Source organism: Enterococcus sp. DIV0806c (genome assembly GCF_051710905.1).
Classification (GTDB): Bacteria; Bacillota; Bacilli; order Lactobacillales; family Enterococcaceae; genus Enterococcus_B; species Enterococcus_B mundtii.
In genome coordinates this window covers 854,565-875,166 of record NZ_JBIOLO010000001.1, presented here as the reverse complement: position 1 = coordinate 875,166, position 20,602 = coordinate 854,565, and the positions used below count along the sequence as shown (strand labels likewise).

The following is a 20,602-nucleotide window of genomic DNA, read 5'->3' as shown; positions in this document are numbered from 1 at the left end:
TCTTTCGACAAGAGGGAGAAGCTGGTAAATAAAAATATGATTATTGCATGTCAGAAAAAAAATCAGTTTCTTTCTCTCGGCGTTTTTTCAGTTCAAGGTAGGTATGCCAAGCTGTAATGGAAGACAAGCATACAGCGATTCCTAAGAATACCCATTTCATCCAATTGAACGCATGCCGTGAGAACAATAACCCTATGTACGGGATCTTGAATACAGGCGTGCCAATAATATTACGATCTCGTACTGCTTCAACTTCGATTTGCGTTTTTCCATCAGCTTTCGTGTAAAAATACTGGTGTTGATCTTCAATAGCAACGACCCTTCTTGTCACGATATGTTTACCTGAATTTTCATAGTAGGTGATCACATCTCCAACTAAAATCGTATCTGTCTTTCTTTTCTGTACATAGATCAGACTTCCTTCTGCATAAGACGATGCCATCGCTTGATCATCAATGATATGCGGTGTCAGTCCAAATACTCGAGGGAGCAGCACGACACACAAAATGATTGCTAGAAGAACCACTAACGAAATCGAACTGAAAAAAGTTATTTTTTTATAGATAGGCACATTGAACCTCCTTAAGAAACATTTTATTAAATCTATAATATAATAACGTAATTTTTTTTACAATATTAATACTCAGTTTGAGCATTCTCTATAAAAAAATAAAGAAACGAACAAAAAAACTATAAAAATACCTAAAAATTGACTGTTAAATGAAAAAAGTTTACTCTGGAATTAGATAATTTATTAAAGGAGATTTGTCTATGGTTCTTTTTAATAACGGACGTAATAAAATTATACCATTCTATACGAAAATCAAATGGAGCATACTTATTATATTTGCATCGTTATTTATAATAAGTATCGCTTATTTTTTTCATTACCTCTTCACACCAATTGACAATAAACAAATGTCTCAGATTGATGATTCATGGGTCTATTATTCCGAGCATGATCCTTATTTTCAGTTCGACAGTAACCATATCGACTACATGCCGTCCATCGACAAGAATGAACCATTTATAATGGAAACTACTCTACATAAAGAATTGGCGGATGCCAATCTCTTGATCAAAGGCAACCATCAATGGCTAAGTGTCTCATTAGATGACACGCTACTCTACAGTCGCTCCAAAGAAAGCGCACGAAACAATCCTGGATTGTCTTTATCGATCATCGATCTACCAGAATCCTATGTGGGCAAGACGTTGAAAATCGTTGTTTCCTCGCCTTATCAAAATTATGCTGGTCTGACACCCAAAGTTTATTTGGGAACTACCAGTCCAATGATCAGCTTCATTTTTTCACAATCGATCCCACAAGTCATCGCGATGATCTTGGCTTTCGTCATTGCCATCGGATTATTGATCTGGACTAGCTATATTCTCTACAGGCATAATAGATTAGATCGTTCATTATTGATTTTGAGCCTATTTTCTTTCGTGCTTGGATTTGAATCGATTTCGGAAGATATCTTGAGCGGTGTTCTTTTTGAACCAATCGTACATTCGATTTTTTCACACTTATTTGCAATCTTGACTTCTATACTGATTATTTTTTACTATCAGTCCAAAATGACGAACTATCAGAAATGGTATGGTTATTTCTGCTATTTCCAAACATTTGTTTTTGCCAACATCTTAATTTATGCATTATTTTCAGATTTTGAATTACCCGAATTGATGCCCTTTGCTAGTGTTGTTAGTGTTGTAAGCACTTTAGTTACTTCTATAGCAAGTATCGGTGAAGCATATAAACAAAATCGTTTTTTCACTGTATGTAGCCCTTGGATCGTTTTGATCGCTATCTTTCATTGTATGTTTTATATTCAAACTGCCTTAGGGATCGGGCATTCGATCATCAACTGGTCCACGCTCTTATTTGCGATTCTCCTGATTGTTATTGTCGGATACAACATCATGGAGAATATCATGAAAATCGATAGTTACCATAAAGAACGGCTTTTCTTACAAACTAAAACAGATCTGATCGAAACACATTATACAAAAATCCAAGCACAGATCCAACAAATCGATCAAGCAAAAAATGACTTTGTTGTACAAATGGAAGAACTGAGTCAATTGATTGATAAAAATGAACAAGCCGAAGCGAAAACTTACTTAGAACGGATCGTAGACGAAACAAGACGATTGGATTTGTCTCTTTTTCCGACAGGTCACCAACTAACAAATTTGATTTTGGCTAGATATCAAGAAGTCGCTGCTAAAAAGAATATCAAGGTTGATTTTCACACCCATATCCCAGCTTCCTTACCGATCCATGATGAAGATTTCACACAATTACTCATCCATATTCTAGAGCACTCGTTTCGCGAAACACAAGCCATTGAAAATCCTTTGCATCGAGAAATCTATTTATCGATCCAAGAAATCAATTCTCACATCCAGATCCACTGTGAGCACAGTACACACTATGAGAAAAATATTTTTTCAAAAGATGTGACAGAAGAATTGATACGACAGGAACAGTATGACTTGATGATGATCCAGAACACGCTCGAAAAATACAGCAGCACCTTGATCCAAGAAAAAGATAAGTGGGTCGATCGCCTAAAAATCAATATATCCCCTGGCTAAAAAAGACCTTCAAAAGCAGTCAACCGGCTGTTTTTGAAGGTTTTATGATCTATTCAAGATTTGTCAGGTCTGGGACATTAGTTATCTTATCCCCCTACAACCAAATAAATGATGTTCCAGAAACGGACATTCAACATCAAACTAAAAAATTGTAAAACATGAAAAACTATTTTTCAATTTTCTATCTTACTTCCTAGGTCAAGACGCTTCTGGCACAACCTTATTTAGTACAATAACTCCAATAAATCTTGTGCTTCGATCGCACCAAAATACTTCTTGATATCGATCGTTTCCACTGCGTCTTGTAAGGTAGCTTTATCATATTTTAACCCTGTCAACACTTGTTCAACATCTTTGATATCTCCTAGACCAAAGAAATCGCCGAAAATTTTTACATCCTCGATGATCCCTTCTGAGACATTCAGATGTACTTCGATCGAGCCAATTGAAAAGCGTTTTTGGCGTGAAAAGTTGAAATCCGGTGATTTTCCATAATTCCAATCCCAATTTCGATAATACTGCTCAGAAATTTGATTGATTTTTTCCCAATCTTTTTCTGTCAATTCATAAGTTTTTACTTCTTCTACTGAAGACACCCCAAAGATTTTCAAAAGAATGTCTTCACGAAATTCTTCTGTTGTCATTCCTTGTTTTTCCTCAGGTAAGAATGGTTTGATATTTGTAACTCGCGAACGAATCGATTTGATTCCTTTAGATTCGATTTTTTCTTTTTTGACTTTAAGCGCATTGACTACCTCATCAATGTCTGAATCGAACATGATCGTTCCATGTGCAAACATTCGACCATTTGTAGCATACATAGCATTCCCTGAAAACTTCAAGCCATCGATCACCAGGTCATTACGTCCTTTTAATTCGGCACCTGAAATACCTAATTCGTGTAACGCTTGAATGATTGGTTTAGTCACCTTCGCAAAGTCACGGAACGAATCCCCATCATCTGGCATGATGAAACTGAAATTCAAGTTACCAAAATCATGATACACAGCCCCACCACCGCTTAAACGACGTACCACATGGATGCCATGCTCTTCAACATATTCACGATTGATTTCTTCAATCGTGTTTTGATTTCGACCAATAATGATTGACGGTTCATTGATGTAAAACAGCAAGATTGGTTCTTCTAATGGCATCTCTTGCAGTAAAAAGGTCTCAATTGCTAAATTCACTCTTGGATCATGGTTTTCATTTGGTACAAAAATCATTCTGCTCGTCCTCCTATATGTCAAACACTTTATCGACTTCAGCTAAAGCAACTTCGATTTCTTCTCCAGCCGCTTCTTTTGCTTCATTCTCTAATTGTGTTAGGTCCCCAAATTGTGGCAAGTGTGTCAAAACCAGTTTTTTGACTTTTGCCGCTTTTGCGATCTCCCCGGATTCTTTTGAAGTGAAATGCGCTTTATGTCGCTCATTTCCTGCAAAAAGATACGTGTCCGCCAAAAAGAGATCCGCCTCTTTAGCAAATGGGATGAAACTCTCTAAATAGCCAGAATCTCCTGTAAAAACAAATACTTTTCCGGTGGCTCTTTCGACAATACGCATGGCATAACAAACCACTGGGTGAATCGTTTCCAAGAAAGTGATCGAAAATGGTCCGACTTCAAGTTCTTGGGTTGGATCATATGCCACCCCTTGGGACACTCCCGGCATTGTCAATTGTTCAAAATGACTGGCATCTTTCGTATGTCCATAGATTGGTAATATCTTTTCTTGATCTCTGTTTGGATGCAATTGCCACTCATATTGCAAGACACCTAGATCTGCGATATGGTCATGATGATAATGGCTGATGATCACAGCATCTAAAGCAAGCGGATCAAGATGGTCTTCCAATTTCACAAGCGTTGCGCTCCCTGCATCAATCAACAAATTAAATTGATCAGCTTGCAACAAATAACTCGTCGTTCCTTGTTTTTTATAAGGATATGCACCTAAGCAACCTAAAACGGTTAATTTCATGACTGATTCCCCCTCAAAAACTTATGCTACCACAATTTCTTATTTTCATAAGGAAAACTGCTTATCCTAAGTTAAAGTATTCCATTGGGCTACCTTTTTCAATACGGGCTTGTTCGTAAAACTGTGCAATCGACACATTGACGTAAGCAATCACCCAGAGTAAACCAAAGAATAGCGCAATAAATCCGAGAATATACCAACCAATAAAAGAAAGTTGTAGGAGAAGATAGGTACCAATACGATCTTTTAATAAAAACCAAGCATATTTCAAACTTTGGATAACTGTCAGTTTCGGATAGTCAAACTTTGTCCAAGCAGCAAATTGGAACAATCCTGCAACGATCGTCATCACAAATAGCGACACGACGAATAGTAAAGTTGTAAAGATTGCAAAACTCAGATCAATCGTAAAATCATTCATCATCCCTTGTGGTGAAGCATTTCCATTGAAAAGTAAATTGATATACGTATTGAACCCGCCTATCAAAAAACTAGGCAAAAGTATAATACCGTTGATCAACCAATTGAATACGGTATTTAAAAGATTGATAAGCAGAATCGATACAAAATATTCTTTTTGAAAAACAGCAAACAACAGATTAGATTTTGCTCGCCCACCTCTGACCACAACTAACGAGATATAATAGACCCCATAAGTAAAAGCAAAGATCAGTACGTGTTGGATCAAAAAATTGAGTATGTTTGCCTGTGTGCTATCTGTTGGGAAGATGCCCACAAAAAGCTGCTGGATGATCAACCCAATAAAGACTGAAAGGAAAATGATCCAAGCATTGATCCCCCACTGTCCTTCTAAAGATGCCCGGGCTTTTTTTCGATATTCAGAAACATTCTTCATTACTCATAGCTCCTGATTTCTGCTACTTTTTCACTATCCAAACGTTTGACTACTTCAGTAACTAACTTCACTGTATTGAAGTAATCTTCTTCATGGATGATCGATGTATGTGAATGCAGATAACGAACGGGGACAGTGATTGCAATAGATGGCACACCATTACGTGACACATGCATTTGGCCCGCATCTGTTCCCCCACCGGTGATGACAGTATATTGGAATGGAATAGCCATTTCTTCTGCCACTTGGATCACAAAATTCAATAATTTTTTATGTGGGATCATCGAAGCATCGAAAATCAAGATTTGTGGTCCTTTACCTAAAACTGAATCTGCCTCTTTCGGTGTCATCCCTGGTGTATCTCCAGCAGTACCTGTATCTAAAGCAATCGCTATGTCAGGGTCAACCAAATGAGTACTTGTGCGCGCACCTCTTAAACCAACTTCTTCTTGTACATCACTTCCAGCAAATAAGACATTCGGATGTCCTTCTTTTGCTAGATTTTCAAGTACACGTAAAGAAACAGCTGTCCCAATACGATTGTCCCATGCTTTTGCTAACAAGAATTTTCCATCATTCATTCGACGATATTCAATATAAGGAGTGACCATATCACCAGGACGAATGCCCCATTTCGTCGCTTCTTCTTTGCTTGTCGCACCGATGTCAATAAACATATCTTTGATATCATACGGTTTGTTACGAACTTCAGCAGTCAAGACATGTGGTGGTTTTGAACCAATCACGCCATGGATAATTTTTCCCTCTTGGGTCTTGATTTCTACTTGTTGTGCCAACATGACTTGGCCCCACCAACCACCTAGTGTTTGAAATTCAATAAATCCTTTATCTGTGATCTTTGTAACCATAAAGCCAACTTCATCCATATGTCCGGAGATAAATACTTTAGGGCCCTTGCCAGAATCATGTTTTGCGATGATACTACCTAAACCATCGTAAAAAATATCATCTGTGAATTGCTCTGCATATTTTTTATAGACTTTTCGTACCTCTTCTTCATTTCCTGGTACGCCACGCGCAGTTGTTAAATCAATCAATAATTGTTCTTCATTTTTATTCAAACGCTTTCCCTCTTTTCCATACTTAATAGTAGAATTATATCATTGTTCACTGATTTTGGGGCAGCATATTTGTTTGATTTATGCAGTCTTATTATCAAGCCAATCTTCGTTTTAGTTTTTTTGGATCTGCTAACATCTCAAAAACAACCCATAACATCCACTTTATTTGGAAGTTACAGGTCATTCCTCACATTTCTTTATTCGACTTTTATTTTGATTCAAATGCATCACTTATTTTTCTGGTAGTGTATCCGGGGTCTGCAATTGCCAATCTTTACTATAGAAAGCATCGTCCATCTGATAATGACTCACTGGCTGCTCCTCTTCTAAGAAGGGTTGGATGTACTGATCTGCAGTCAACCAGCCTTGCCAACCAAGATGGATCGTATCTTCCATAAAATAGGGAACACTAGCCATCTTGGTTAAGTCTGCGATATGTTGAAATCCTTGTTTCTTTAATTGATACTTGACTTTTTTGGCAAATCCTTGCAACATTTCTTGAGACAAACCAGTATAATCACTCCACTTTTCATTCACTGGTGGAAGAATGAATAGTGCTTCAGTATGTTCATTTGCTAGTTGTTGCAATAATAATTGAAAATCAGAATATTCCTTTGAAAAACGATAATCCCAGTCTTTCTGTGAGTCTTTCAACTCATCTAAATGGTGTTTGATTCGGGTATTGTAGAAATCATCTTTTAGAGCAAAAGGATTATTCTTAGTTTTACTAGCACCAATCTGCGTAGCGAGCTTATTTAGTTGTTCTTTTTCATAGCTCGTCGGTAATGGTTTAGTCGCTTGATCGATCTGTTTTTGTTTATCCGTCAAACCAATCCCACTAAATAATTCATCCTCACGCTTCAAGATGTTCCATTTATCTTCCAAGCCTGCTAATTCTTTATCATTGGGTTTGATTCCTTTTTGTACTGTACTTAAAATCCGCGTGATGTCCTCATCTTTCGAAACGATTGGAAAACTTAATAAACGTCGCGCGAAATAGCGATCTGAAGCGGTCACTTTTTTTATTGAAAACAGCCAATCCAATGTCTGTAACTCTGAATAGTGGGTACTGAAATAGTCTTCCTTCACCCCGTCTTTTACGAACCACTGAGGAGACACGATGACCACTACTTTTTTATTTCTGAGATCCTTACTAGCTGAGCGCATCATCATGAACTGGCTCAGCGATTGAGTCCCAGGGGCACCTAATAAAAATGGTTCGTAGCTCCGTTGATATTTCTGGGCTAAAACAGAAGGATGAAAAGGACTGATCCGACTCAATTCACTTGAACCAAGAAAAGGCACATACTTTTTTTCAGTAAAAGCTGTATTTTTGATTACATCCCCTCGTAAGACGTTGTCTGACATCGAACTGGCTGCTCTATGAATGATTTCTGGGTCAGCTACATTCACGCGATAAGATGAAGTGAAAAAAATCGCAATCAGTATAAACGCAAATATCACTGGACCAAAAATCGCAAACAGCTTTTTCTTCATCGTTATCCCTTCAATTCGTTGATTTGATCAATAATTTTATTTGGTGTTGCCCATTCTTCTCGGTCAAATTCTGAGACAGGAACTTGTACATCAAGTTGTCCATCCAGCTCAACTAATAATTGAACAGATCCTAGTGAATCCAATAAACCTTCACCAAACAAATCGATTTCTTTATTTTCTTTCACTTCATCTGTACCTGTAATCTCTGCTAAAATCGTTAAAACTTGTTCTTCCATATCTATTCTCTCCTTTAAACTCGTCATTTATTTAAAAAATAGTTGATCTAAAAATCCTGAAAAAATCAATAAGCTAGCACATACTGCTTGAAACGTCATGAAAACAGAAAATGCGTGGGTCAAGCGATTGGAAGGAAGTTTTTTCTTCCGTTTTTTCTTGTAGCGAATCCATGCATCTGTCACACAAATCAGCGTTGCATGATAGATACCATACAAAATGTAGTACCATGTCAAACCGTGCCAGACACCCATCAATAGAAACAATGCAAAGTATCCGATATTTGAAGTCACGATCCTACTCTTGAACCATTTTTTCTTCATCAAGAAGAACATCAACCGCATATACACGTAATCTCTGAACCAGAAGGACAAAGACATATGCCAACGATTCCAGAACTCTTTGATGTTCCAAGCTAAAAATGGTTTGTTGAAATTGATCGGGGTATCATAGCCCATCAAATAACTCGTACCAACCGCAAACAAACTATAGCCAGCAAAATCGAAAAAGAGATACAAACTATAGACATACATGTAACCCAATAGCCACCATGAGATTCCGCCATGAGCCCAGGCACCTTTTGATACGATGGGTAACAGTACCTGTCCCAGATAATGACCGATGATGAATTTGTATAAAAAACCCATAAACAAATGATGGACCCCTTTTTCCAACATTTCCAGATATTGTTCCTTTGTTGGTGGTTGGAGCTGATCTTTTTCAAATCTTCGATAACGATCGATTGGTCCTGAAGAAATGGTTGGAAAAAACAACAAGAACTGAATATAACGGTAAGGATGATAGGTTTTGATCATACCGTCTCTCATTTCCATGATCATTTGTACCGATTTGAATGTTAAATAGGAAATACCCAGAAAACTAAGCAGTGATCCCTTACCAGATGTTAGAAATGGTGTGACTTTCGTAATCGCTAAAGGTAGAATTGCTAGAACTACCGCTAGATAAAACCATACACTCTGATTTCTTTTTTTTCGATAAGTGCAATAACACCAAACAAGTATACTTTGCCAGACCACATAGCCAATCAAAGCAAGTCCTTGTTGCCAATACGTTCCTCCAAAGCTGATGAACAAGAAAAAGAAAGTTACAAGAACTTGATAAGTTCCTAAACGTTTCTGGAAAAATAGTAGAGAAAAAATGATTGGCGCTAACGCAAAACTCAGTAATAGAAAATAATACGGCTCCGCATAAGGAATCATATGTGGGAGACTCATCACCTATTCACCTCAGCTGTCAATGCTTTTCGATCAATTTTCCCATTGTTCGTTTGTGGCAATTGGTCAATAAACGCCACTTTTTGTGGGATCATATAGTCCATTAGAAAATCGGTCAACCTTTGTTTGATCGAACGTATCAACTGATAATTAGTATCCGGAATCGCTTGGTTCAGTACAACAAACGCCACTAATTGTTGGACTTTCGATCCTTGATATTTGGGCACAACGATTGCTTGTTTGATTCGTTCATCTTTAAGCAACGCATGTTCAATATCACCTAATTCAATGCGGTAACCATGTAATTTCACCTGTTGATCGATTCTTCCCTCAATAAAAAGCAAACCGTCCTCTGCTAAATATCCTGCATCTCCTGTTCGATAGTTTTGATGCCTAGTTACTTGAAAGAACACTTCTTTTGTTTTCTCAGGATTGTTCAAATAGCCTTTTGACACGCTAGGACCGCTAATCAAAATCTCGCCATGATCACTTTCGCCATTTTTCAAAATGGATACAGTAGTATCAGACTTGACATAGCCAATTGGTAAACGCTCATACGTAGCCAATACTTCTCTTGTGATCAATATACTAGAGATGGCTACTGTCGCTTCTGTCGGCCCATACGTGTTGTAAATTTTGGCTGAAGGAAACCGTTCGAGTAACGCTTGCGCCGTTTTTTTCGTCAATTCTTCGCCACAGAAAATGAACGTAGTCAGTTCTGGTAAATGTCCATCGTCAAAAGATGCGTCCATCAAGCAAATATCGACAAACGAAGGGGTTGATACCCAGATGTCCAGTTTTAATTGTGGTAAAACGGCAAATAGTTTTTGAAAATCTTGTACGTTTTCCTTAAATAAGGGCTTGATGATCCCACCGGAAACTAATGCTGGATACAAAGTGAATACAGATAAATCAAAAGAGAAAGGCGCTTGTGCTAAAAAAGCTTGTCCCTCTTTGATTGAAAAATCGCTCAAGACCCAATCGACAAAGCTCACTAAGTTATCATGACTGATTTGCACGCCTTTGGGTTCCCCTGTGGTGCCCGAAGTAAAAATCAGATAAAAATTTTCATCACCTTTCACTGCATGCTCAAATGGATAACCAACTATCGAGGCGATGATCGAGCGTAGACAATCTTTTTGGATGATTGGTAGATCTGTCTCAATCTCCCAGTCGCTTAAACTAATGATCATACTAGGTTGTGCGACACGTAAAATCGCTTCGATCCGCTCCTTCGGTGTATGGGCATCAATCGGTAGATACGCATGTCCTGCTTTCACTGCGCCCAAAAATGATACCACCATCTCAAACTCTAGATTGCCGAACACGACGATTGGCCCTTTCGTAGTCAAACGCTTCTCTAAGTAATAGCCTAATGCATCTGAGGAGTACTTCAATTCTTGATATGTGTGTCGCTCCTCTGCTGTCTGATATGCCATTCTCTCTGGGTCTGCTATTCCCCAAAAATCGATCGCTTCCACGATTCCTTTTTTCTTCATCGTTTCCCTCCTAGAATTCGTTATATATAAATGTTCCACCTTGAATATTTTTGTAATGATACAAATAAATGAGTAACAATAGTATCGTAGAATAAACAAGGGTTCGAAGCATAAAAGTTCGCCAATATCGAACCTGTGGTTGCTGCCACCATTGTTTCATCTCTTTTTCCTCCTATTTAGATCCTTAGTCAAATTCTACTCATTCCATCCACAAAAAAACATTTGTTTTACTAACAGAATGCGCTTTACAGCTAACAGTTTTGTCACTAACTAAAGAGAACAAAAAAAAAGAGCCGTACGAAAATAGATTCGTACAACTCGATTCTGTCTTTCGTTCAGCTAGAATAGGATACCCTTTTTGCTCTATTCTTCTTATTCCTCAATGATCCGACAATACAAACGGCTAGTCATAAAGTAAAAGAGTAGGTAAATGACGATCAATAAGCCACAGACAAAGTATGCCAACCAATAGTCTGCCCCTTCTACATATTGAGAAAACACATTGATGGCAAATACAGCATGAGTGATGCCCAAAATCATTGGTGGAAAAAACATCAACGCATTTTGTTTATAGATCATCCGATTTGTTTTACGTTGAGCAATCCCTAATTTTGTCAGCAATTGATAATTGGTTCGTTCAATTTCAGCTTCGGATAATTGCCGAACCATCAAGATACTACCAGTTGCAATGATCACGATCATCCCCACAAAAAGGGCAACAAAGATATTGATTCCAATTTGACGATCAGTGGCACGCAGTCTAGGATAGCGAGCATTATAATTCAAACGTGAAGCTTGACCTGTCAATTTATTTTCTGAGTATTCACTTTCCTCTGCTTTAGAAGCATCGGTATGGATCGTCCCAACTATCCCTTGATCGGTGATCTCATAACTATAATAAATCGTGTGGTTCCAATTAGTAGCTACTTCTTCATTTAATCGTTCGGTCAATTTTTCTTGATTGCCACCAGTTACATTCCAATTGATGATCTGAAAGTCTAATCCAGTTACACGGTCAAAGATCGCTTGATCAACGACCAAGGTCGGTCCATAATAGGTCATATCTTCATCTCCCAGAAATCCCGGAAGCACCTGTTGGATCAATAGTTCTTGCTGACCAGGTAGATGGATCTTTTTCCCGTAACTAGAAAAATTACGAAACATCGATTCTATTGCATCTAACATGACTGTATGATTTTTTCCTGTAAGTTTGATTTCTGGCAGACTAGGTTTGATTTTGCGAAAAGCGTGATACTCTTTTTCAGAAATCAAATTGACTGGCTTGATCTCATTGCCGGCAGATACCGAACCAATGCTCAAGTCATAATAGCTACCTACTACTTTGTAATGAAAAACGAATTCATCAGTGATCTTCTGATTTTCTTCTGCTAAGATCGGTCGAAGTTTGTTTGCCGTCTGAGTATCTAATTGATAAGAAACAGGAGCAGCAATCTCTTCACGATGTGCAATGAGTGTCGATATACCAGTCATCCCTCCGATCATTGCCAAAGATAGACCGATAACTAATGTGATTAACGAATTCATTCGCCAACTTTTTAAAAGATGGATCTGTGTGTTCCCAATCAATAAAAAATTGGTTCCTCGATACTTGAATCTCGAATCGCTCAACAAATGGAGCAACAAGCGAAAAGAATAACAAAAGAACAGATAGGTTCCTAATAAACAAACAAAAAATATCGAAAATGGGAAAGCAATCATTAATCCTAGATTTACCTTTTTTTCAAATAGCTGACTAATCGTTTCTCTAAAGTTCCATGCGGCGAAATAGCTACTAGAAATCATCAATAGACCGATTACGCCTAATAAACGATGCCTTGTGCGAATACGCAACATTGAACTTTCCACTTGTTCTCTTTCCCCAAAACTACGATTCATGGGATAACTCCAAATCTTCCATAGTGAATAAAGAGAAACTGCTGAAAGAATGACAAAAAATACCACGACGGTTTCAACAATGGACGGGATAGAAATAAAAAAACGACTAGTAATATCCATCTTCATCATTCGTACTAAAATCATTTGAAACAATTTTGAAAAAATACTTCCCAATAAAATACCTAACATACAAGCAAAAAAACCAATAGTCATCGTTTCCAACACATAGATCGATGAAATCTGGAATTTACTGATTCCAAACAATTGATAGATCCCAATTTCTTTTTGTCTCCGATTGAGAAAGAAACGATTAGCACTGAGTACGAAAAAGAGTAAAACAACGGTAATGATCCAACTACCAAGCTTTAAAATAGTATCTATCGAAACATCTTGACTTGCCCTTCGAATCAGTGATTGGTCATAGGTCATCGCGCTAAAAGAGTAATAGATCATCGTCGATAAGGTCAAACTGAAGAAATAGACAAGGTAGCCCCTCGATTGTTTAAAAAAACTTTTTGCGGCTAGTTTATAAAGCATTGATTTTACCGCCTCCTCCAATCGTCGCCTGCATGTCGATGACTTTTTCAAAGAATTCTTTTCTCGTTCCTCGGCGGATCACTTCTGAAAAAATCACACCATCTTTGATAAATAAAATACGATTGCAATAACTAGCTGTATAAGGATCATGTGTCACTAATAAGATCGTTGATTTTTCGACTTCGTTGACTGTTTTTAAATAATTCAACAATTCTGTTGCTGATTTTGAATCCAATGATCCCGTTGGTTCGTCTGCGAAGATCACCTCTGGTTCTACTACTAAAGCTCTAGCTGCCGCAATCCGTTGTCTTTGTCCAACTGACATTTCATCAGGATAACGTTTTAGTAATTCTTCGATCCCTAAAAGCTGGGCAACATGTAAAACTCTTCGGTCCATTTCATCTTTTGCCATATTTTCAATAGCCAAAGGAAGTAAAATATTATCTTTACCATTCAATGTATCGATAAGATTGAACGTTTGAAAGATAAAGCCAATTTTTTTTCGTCTGAAATCACTCAATTCATGTTTTTTCATTTTTGTGATTTCATTCCCTTGGATCATCACACTACCCATCGTTGGTAAATTGATCGTTGATAAGATATTCATCAGAGTAGTTTTTCCAGCCCCACTTGGCCCCATGATCCCAATAAACTCTCCTTCTTCAACTGAAAAAGAAACATTGTCTAACACCTTGACCGGTGATTTACTACTTCCATAACTTTTACTTAGATGTTTTACTTCGATTATTTTACTCATGCTAATCCTCCACCTTTATCCTTAATTGAATAGTAGCACATCCTTTCACTTTTTTCCCTTTTGATTTTGTCACCTGACCACTCGAAAAATTTATCCATGAAATTTTTTTATTCAATTTTTTTATTCAAAAAAAAATAATTCGTATTTTCCAAAAGCTGATACCATACGTTTTCACTTTTTTTCACAAGATAATATACACCATATATAGTATACTCATTCAATTATACAGCGATAAAACACTATATGTAGCAGATAATTAGTTGCTCCTTTCTTCAATTTGTTTTATGATAGACAAGAACTATTTTTGTAGGAGCTGAAGAAAATGAAACGAACAGATCAAGAAATGGCTGTACTAGAAAAACAGCCTGAAACCAAAAAAATGACTGTCATCAAACGCGACGGACGCGAGGTACCATTTGATGAACAGAAAATAAATGCCGCACTGATCAAAGCAGAAAAGAAAATTCACGGTTCCTTATCTCCTATTACGTACGAAAAGATCCAATCAATCGCAGAACTTGTGATCAAAGAAATCAAAGATCGCTTCGCAAATAACGTAAAAATCTATGAGATCCAAAATATCGTTGAACATATTTTGTTAGAAAAAAACGAATATGCCTTAGCAGAAGAATATATCCACTATCGAACAAAACGTGATTTTGCTCGTAGTAAGGCAACAGACATCAACTTTTCGATTGAGAAACTGATCAATAAAGACCAAAGTGTTGTCAATGAAAATGCGAACAAGGATAGTAATGTGTTCAATACACAGCGTGACTTGACTGCTGGGATCGTTGGGAAATCGATTGGGCTAAAATTACTCCCACCGCATATTGCCAACGCACATCAAAAAGGCGATATCCATTATCATGATCTCGATTATCATCCGTATACACCAATGACAAATTGCTGTTTGATCGACTTCAAAGGTATGTTGAACAACGGGTTTAAAATTGGGAATGCAGAAGTCGAATCACCAAAATCGATCCAAACAGCAACGGCACAGATCTCACAGATCATTGCCAATGTTGCATCTAGCCAATATGGCGGATGTTCTGCCGATCGTACAGATGAATTGCTTGCTCCTTTTGCACAATTAAATTACAAAAAGCATTTAATTGATGCCAAAGAATGGATCGACACACCAGAACGTCAAGAAGCCTACGCAAAAGCCAAAACAAAAAAAGATATTTTTGATGCCATGCAAAGTTTAGAATATGAGATCAATACACTTTTCACTTCCAACGGACAAACGCCTTTTACTTCACTTGGCTTCGGTCTAGGTAAAAATTGGTTTGAACGAGAAATTCAAAAAGCGATTTTACAAATCCGGATCAATGGATTAGGAAGTGAAAAACGGACAGCAATCTTCCCTAAATTGATATTTACACTAAAAGACGGAATCAATCTGAAACCCACTGATCCAAACTACGACATCAAACAATTAGCATTAGAATGTGCCACAAAAAGAATGTATCCAGATATTCTAAATTATGACAAGATCGTTGAATTGACAGGAAGCTTCAAAGTACCAATGGGCTGTCGCTCCTTCTTACAAGGTTGGAAAGACGAGAACGGTGAAGAAGTGAATGTCGGAAGAATGAATCTAGGTGTGGTTACATTGAACTTGCCACGGATCGCCTTGGAAGCAGATGGTGACCAAGAAAAATTCTGGCAATTACTTTCAGATCGCTTGTCGATCATGAAAGATGCATTAGTTTATCGTGTCGAACGTTGTAAAGAAGCGATTCCTGCAAATGCACCGATCCTTTATATGTATGGTGCATTCGGTAAACGACTATCTCGTACAGACGCCGTAGACGAATTATTTAAAAATCGTCGAGCAACTGTTTCATTAGGCTACATTGGACTTTATGAAGTCGCTGCTTCTTTCTTTGGCGGTGAGTGGGAAAATAATGCTGAAGCTAAAGACTTCACTCTGGATATCGTGAAAAAACTAAAAGCCAATGCAGACGCTTGGGGAAATGAATATGGCTATCACTTCAGCGTATACTCCACGCCAAGTGAAAGCTTGACTGATCGTTTTTGTCGTTTAGATACAGAGAAATTCGGTATCGTTGAAAATATCACAGATAAAGAATATTACACTAATAGTTTCCACTATGATGTGCGTAAAAATCCAACGCCATTTGAAAAACTTGAATTTGAAAAAGACTATCCAAAATACTGTTCTGGTGGCTTTATCCATTACTGTGAATATCCAGTCTTGCAACAAAACCCTAAGGCATTAGAAGCTGTTTGGGACTTTGCCTATGACAAAGTAGGCTATTTAGGAACCAATACGCCGATCGATCATTGCTATCAATGTGGTTTTGAAGGAGATTTCCAACCAACTGAACGTGGCTTTGAATGCCCAGAATGCGGCAATCACGATCCAAAATCATGTGACGTAGTCAAACGAACATGCGGCTATCTAGGAAACCCACAAGCCCGCCCAATGGTCCACGGCAGACACAAAGAAATCTCATCACGCGTGAAACATATGAAGTAAGGTTGTGAGAAAAGCGCCCTGACCTGAGCAGTAAGATGGGAAATCAGAAAATAGCTTCTCATATTTTTTGATTTTTCAGCTTAATGTTGAAGGTCAGCTTTTCGAACACCGTAGATAAGGTTGTGAGAAAGCCGTTCAGCTTCAAGTAATAAGACAGAAGATGGGAAAATAGTTTTCTATATTTTTTCATCTTTTGACTTATTATCGTAGGAGTTGGCTTTCGAACACTGTAGATAAGGTTGTGAGACAACCGTCCAACTCCAAGTCATACGAGAGATAGCACCCCTTCTTCTGGCTATTTTCTTATGTCTCCTACGACCTTCAAGAATTTTTTATAACGGATACCATTTTATAATGAAAGAAGTTTTACTATGAGAAATCCTAAACCTAAAGAATGGCTGGCTCAAGATTATAGTCATGACTATATTGCCGATTATAAACCGTTCAACTTTGTGGATGGTGAAGGTGTTCGTAATAGCTTATATGTAAGTGGCTGTTTATTTGCCTGTGAAGGTTGTTTTAACAAAGCCGCTCAGAATTTCCGTTACGGCAAACCATTCACTGCTGAACTGGAAGAACAAATCATGGCTGATCTACGCAATGATTACGTCCAAGGATTGACACTCTTAGGCGGTGAACCTTTTTTGAATACGAATGTTTGCCTACGTGTAGTCGATCGAATCCGGCAAGAATTTGGTCACAGCAAAGACATCTGGTCTTGGACCGGTTATACCTTCGATGAATTATTACAAGATTCGGAAGATAAACTAGAACTGCTCTCGAAAATCGATATTCTTGTTGATGGCCGTTTTGAATGGTCAAAAAGAGATTTCAAATTACAATTTCGTGGAAGTAGTAATCAGCGCATCATTGACGTGCAACGATCGCTTGCTGAAAAACAAGTCGTCATCTGGGAAAAATGTACAGATGCTACGCAAACATATGAACAAATAAAAAAACAAGAACTGATTTAACTATACTCAGTTTTGATTGAACACAATAAAGAATGCTCCATCTAAAAGGCCAAGACAGAAGTGAATTTCGCTTTTGTCTCAAAGTCTAAGATGGAGCATTCTTTATTCTATTTCTGATTCTATCGCTTGCGTTTCCCACAAAGGCAACACAATATTCTCATAAGTCATCGGATCTAAATTCGTCAGTGTGATACCTAATAAACGAATCCCTTTCTCTATCCCTAAAATCTCTTCCCATATCAGACTCGCTTGATAAAACAGCGCTTCTTTTTTATAAACATATTCTGGTAATGTCACTCGCTTCGTTACTGTAGAATAATCGGTATAACGGACCTTCAAGACAACTGTTTTTCCATGTTTCTGAACACGTCGGAGAGACTCTTCTACTTTCTCAGCTAGCTGACGTAATTGACCTAAAACTTCTTCTTCTGTTCTTAGTGGTTGTCCATACGTATGCTCTTTTCCGACTGACTTACGCTCGCGGGTGACATTGACCGGCGAATCATGGATACCTCGTACTTTTCGATACAACGAATACCCCATTTTACCAAACTGTTGGATCAACATCATTTCACTGCATTTATACAGATCTTCTCCTGTAAAAATACCTAATTCATGCATTTTAGGAACAGTTTTCTTGCCGACACCATGAAATTTTTCGATTGGTAATGCTTTTAAGAAATCGACTGCTTCTTCGGGGGTGACGACCGTCATTCCTTTAGGTTTTTGAAAATCTGATGCAAGTTTCGCTAAAAATTTATTATAGCTGACACCAGCCGAACAAGTCAGATGCACCGTTTGCCAAATATCAAGTTGGATCATGCGGGCGATCTTGATCGCTGATTTACAATTGATTTTATTATTCGTGACGTCTAAATAAGCTTCATCAATACTAACTGGTTCGACTAAGTCTGTATAGCGATAAAAAATCTCCCTGACTTCTTTTGATATCGCACTATATTTTTGGTGGTCTCCCGGTTTGAAAATCGCTTCTGGACAAAGTTCATAGGCTTTTTGGGCACTCATTGCTGAATGAATACCGAACTTACGTGCTTCATAGTTAGCCGTTGTCACTACCCCACGCCCGCCAGTATCACTCGGATGTCTGGCGATCACTAAGGGTTTACCACGAAGTTCAGGGTGATCTCGTTCTTCAACGGATGCAAAAAAGGCATCCATATCGATATGGATGATTTTTCTTGACGTATCATTATGTAAAGGAAACTGTAATTCCATCAGACTCACCCCACTATCATTATACACGAACTTTTGTTCCCTTTCAAGAAAAGATCTTCCTTAAATCCTGTGAATACGCGCTGTCTTTTCTTTGGCACACGTCTCTATTTGTGCAAGTCTACTTATTCGTTTGGAGACGCTCAATATTAAATAACAATTCTTATGATTTTTAAACATCATTATATTATGCTATTATCTGTTTGTAAAAGACTGGCCAGTCTTAATTAAAATTAAAGGAGAGTAACCATGTTAAATAACTTAAAAAATAACATTAGTCCCGTTTTAGAAAAAGAGTTTAAAGAAATCAATCAGTTCAGAACTAAATTCTTAAAAAAAAATTTGACAAAAACTACTCCCGATAATACTCTACCATCCAATCATATTGTGAATACTTCTGATATTTTTACTTTAACTCCTGATAGTGCAAAAAAAATTGGTATAGCGTATCAGCAAATCAAATGTCCTGATGTTCAGACTCTCAAACTATTGACTGGAACGCCAGATTTTCTATTTGAAAATGAGTTAACAACCGAAGATGAACGCTTCAAAGTACTACCAGATATCAATTTAAAAGAAAACCGTACAAGTCAAAATCTATGTACTGTTCTAAAAGCTTATGTATATGGTAATTCTAATGATGCTCAGGTGTACGAGGAAATGTTGAATCGCTTTATCTTCCCTATGACTCTCCAGCATTATGGCAGCAAGGAGCAAAGTCTCACAATCAAAGAAAACACTAGTTTTGTGATTGATTCTGGCGATACTGTCTCCCTTTCTTTTAAGTCGGTGACATTAGAAAAGAACGCTAGTCTCGTTTGTGCACACACACATGTCCACTTTCAAACTGAACAGATGACTCAATTGGATCATACTTCCTTGAATAATGGAATTGTCGTCATTGGGACACATGGAGGAAATGGCGGGAATGGCGGGAATGGCGCAGCTGGAGCAAACGGCGGAAACGGTGGTTCAGATATTAATAAAAAATTGGGCGGAAATGGGACTGAGGGTGCAGATGGCTCTCCCGGAACAGAGGGTGGCAACTCATCTGAATGTACGTTTTATATCAAAAAACTTACAGGAGATACTCCTTTTGGCAGCTATGGTGGGAATGGCGGAAATGGCGGAAATGGTGGAAATGGTGGCAGTGGCGGAGACGGCGGAGACGGCGAAGACTCAAAGAGCTGCACGGATGGCGGAAACGGTGGAAACGGAGCAAAAGGTGGAAATGGCGGAAATGGTGGAAAAAGTGGAAACGGAGCAAATATAGTTATCTATATAGATGAAGGAGTGGAATATATTCTTACAGGTACACATGACGTTTCCCCAGGAAGTGGTGGACACGGTGGAAATGGCGGCGCTGCTGGAAAAGGCGGGTCTAAGAAAAGTGATGGCAAGCCGGGCTCACCGGGAACAAGTGGCAGTGCTGGAATAAGTGGTAGCGCTGGGCAAGCCGGGCAAAGCGGGAATATCTCTATTTTACCTTATCGTGATCCTGTAGATTAATCCGATTAACCACTCTTATATCACTTAGATGCAATCAAACGAACAAGCTGTCAAAATAATTTCTGCATCATAAAAGAGTGGATTCATCGCAGTAAACTAAATAGCTGTATTGTTCCCTTCTACTCTTTTCAAAATACGAAAACTAAAATTTAAGAAATGATTCATCAATAATAAACGGAGAGACGAAAATCTAA

The 20,602-nt window shown here is 38.0% G+C and carries 17 protein-coding genes; 4 read left to right on the top strand and 13 right to left on the bottom strand.

Features of this window, described 5'->3' with window-relative positions:
- Positions 1-40 precede the first annotated feature (40 nt).
- Positions 41-571 (bottom strand): signal peptidase I, encoded by a 531-nt coding sequence (locus IGK77_RS04080; protein ID WP_071866981.1) that lies wholly within the window; start codon positions 569-571, stop codon positions 41-43.
- A 200-nt stretch (positions 572-771) separates the two neighbouring features.
- Between IGK77_RS04080 and IGK77_RS04075 the strand changes: the two genes are divergently transcribed.
- On the top strand, positions 772-2,604 hold the full coding sequence (locus IGK77_RS04075; protein ID WP_074800153.1) for a hypothetical protein: 1,833 nt from the start codon (positions 772-774) through the stop codon (positions 2,602-2,604).
- Positions 2,605-2,828: 224 nt separating this feature from the next.
- On the opposite strand, the gene IGK77_RS04070 is transcribed toward IGK77_RS04075, so the two are convergent.
- From IGK77_RS04070 to IGK77_RS04020, 11 genes are all read right to left on the bottom strand, one after another.
- Positions 2,829-3,833 (bottom strand): lipoate--protein ligase, encoded by a 1,005-nt coding sequence (locus tag IGK77_RS04070; protein ID WP_071866983.1) that lies wholly within the window; start codon positions 3,831-3,833, stop codon positions 2,829-2,831.
- Positions 3,834-3,846: 13 nt separating this feature from the next.
- The gene (locus IGK77_RS04065) at positions 3,847-4,587 is read right to left on the bottom strand and encodes an MBL fold metallo-hydrolase (RefSeq protein WP_071866984.1); all 741 of its coding nucleotides are present in this window, start codon (positions 4,585-4,587) and stop codon (positions 3,847-3,849) included.
- 61 nt (positions 4,588-4,648) lie between these two features.
- Positions 4,649-5,443, bottom strand: a complete 795-nt coding sequence (locus IGK77_RS04060) for a DUF975 family protein (protein ID WP_071866985.1) — start codon at positions 5,441-5,443, stop codon at positions 4,649-4,651.
- The gene (locus IGK77_RS04055) at positions 5,443-6,525 is read right to left on the bottom strand and encodes a M42 family metallopeptidase (RefSeq protein ID WP_071866986.1); all 1,083 of its coding nucleotides are present in this window, start codon (positions 6,523-6,525) and stop codon (positions 5,443-5,445) included. Before IGK77_RS04055 ends, IGK77_RS04060 begins: the two co-directional genes overlap by 1 nt.
- Before the next feature lie 231 nt (positions 6,526-6,756).
- Positions 6,757-8,022, bottom strand: a complete 1,266-nt coding sequence (gene dltD / locus IGK77_RS04050) for a D-alanyl-lipoteichoic acid biosynthesis protein DltD (RefSeq protein WP_074800150.1) — start codon at positions 8,020-8,022, stop codon at positions 6,757-6,759.
- A 2-nt stretch (positions 8,023-8,024) separates the two neighbouring features.
- Positions 8,025-8,258, bottom strand: coding sequence for a D-alanine--poly(phosphoribitol) ligase subunit DltC (gene dltC / locus IGK77_RS04045; RefSeq protein ID WP_071866988.1), 234 nt, complete (start codon positions 8,256-8,258; stop codon positions 8,025-8,027).
- A gap of 27 nt (positions 8,259-8,285) precedes the next feature.
- Positions 8,286-9,491 carry a D-alanyl-lipoteichoic acid biosynthesis protein DltB gene (gene dltB / locus IGK77_RS04040; RefSeq protein WP_074800145.1) on the bottom strand — a complete coding sequence of 402 codons (1,206 nt, stop codon included), beginning with the start codon at positions 9,489-9,491 and terminating at the stop codon, positions 8,286-8,288.
- Positions 9,491-10,990 (bottom strand): D-alanine--poly(phosphoribitol) ligase subunit DltA, encoded by a 1,500-nt coding sequence (dltA, locus tag IGK77_RS04035; protein ID WP_074800141.1) that lies wholly within the window; start codon positions 10,988-10,990, stop codon positions 9,491-9,493. The genes dltB and dltA overlap by 1 nt, the downstream gene beginning before the upstream one ends.
- Before the next feature lie 10 nt (positions 10,991-11,000).
- Positions 11,001-11,150, bottom strand: a complete 150-nt coding sequence (locus IGK77_RS04030; RefSeq protein ID WP_010736035.1) for a teichoic acid D-Ala incorporation-associated protein DltX — start codon at positions 11,148-11,150, stop codon at positions 11,001-11,003.
- 212 nt (positions 11,151-11,362) lie between these two features.
- A complete protein-coding gene (locus tag IGK77_RS04025) occupies positions 11,363-13,423 on the bottom strand; it encodes an ABC transporter permease (RefSeq protein WP_074800139.1) in 2,061 nt (686 codons plus the stop codon).
- Positions 13,413-14,180, bottom strand: coding sequence for an ABC transporter ATP-binding protein (locus IGK77_RS04020; protein ID WP_071866992.1), 768 nt, complete (start codon positions 14,178-14,180; stop codon positions 13,413-13,415). Before IGK77_RS04020 ends, IGK77_RS04025 begins: the two co-directional genes overlap by 11 nt.
- Before the next feature lie 322 nt (positions 14,181-14,502).
- On the opposite strand from IGK77_RS04020, the gene nrdD reads away from it, so the two are divergent.
- Together nrdD and nrdG are read left to right on the top strand one after the other, a co-directional pair.
- Positions 14,503-16,692, top strand: a complete 2,190-nt coding sequence (gene nrdD, locus IGK77_RS04015; protein ID WP_019723769.1) for an anaerobic ribonucleoside-triphosphate reductase — start codon at positions 14,503-14,505, stop codon at positions 16,690-16,692.
- Between the two features lie 371 nt (positions 16,693-17,063).
- A complete protein-coding gene (nrdG, locus tag IGK77_RS04010) occupies positions 17,064-17,666 on the top strand; it encodes an anaerobic ribonucleoside-triphosphate reductase activating protein (RefSeq protein ID WP_071866994.1) in 603 nt (200 codons plus the stop codon).
- Between the two features lie 102 nt (positions 17,667-17,768).
- On the opposite strand, the gene dinB is transcribed toward nrdG, so the two are convergent.
- Positions 17,769-18,905, bottom strand: coding sequence for a DNA polymerase IV (gene dinB / locus IGK77_RS04005; RefSeq protein ID WP_177187677.1), 1,137 nt, complete (start codon positions 18,903-18,905; stop codon positions 17,769-17,771).
- Positions 18,906-19,148: 243 nt separating this feature from the next.
- Here dinB and IGK77_RS04000 point away from each other — a divergent pair, with 243 nt between their 5' ends.
- A complete protein-coding gene (locus IGK77_RS04000; protein ID WP_074800134.1) occupies positions 19,149-20,408 on the top strand; it encodes a hypothetical protein in 1,260 nt (419 codons plus the stop codon).
- The last annotated feature ends 194 nt before the right edge of the window (positions 20,409-20,602 follow it).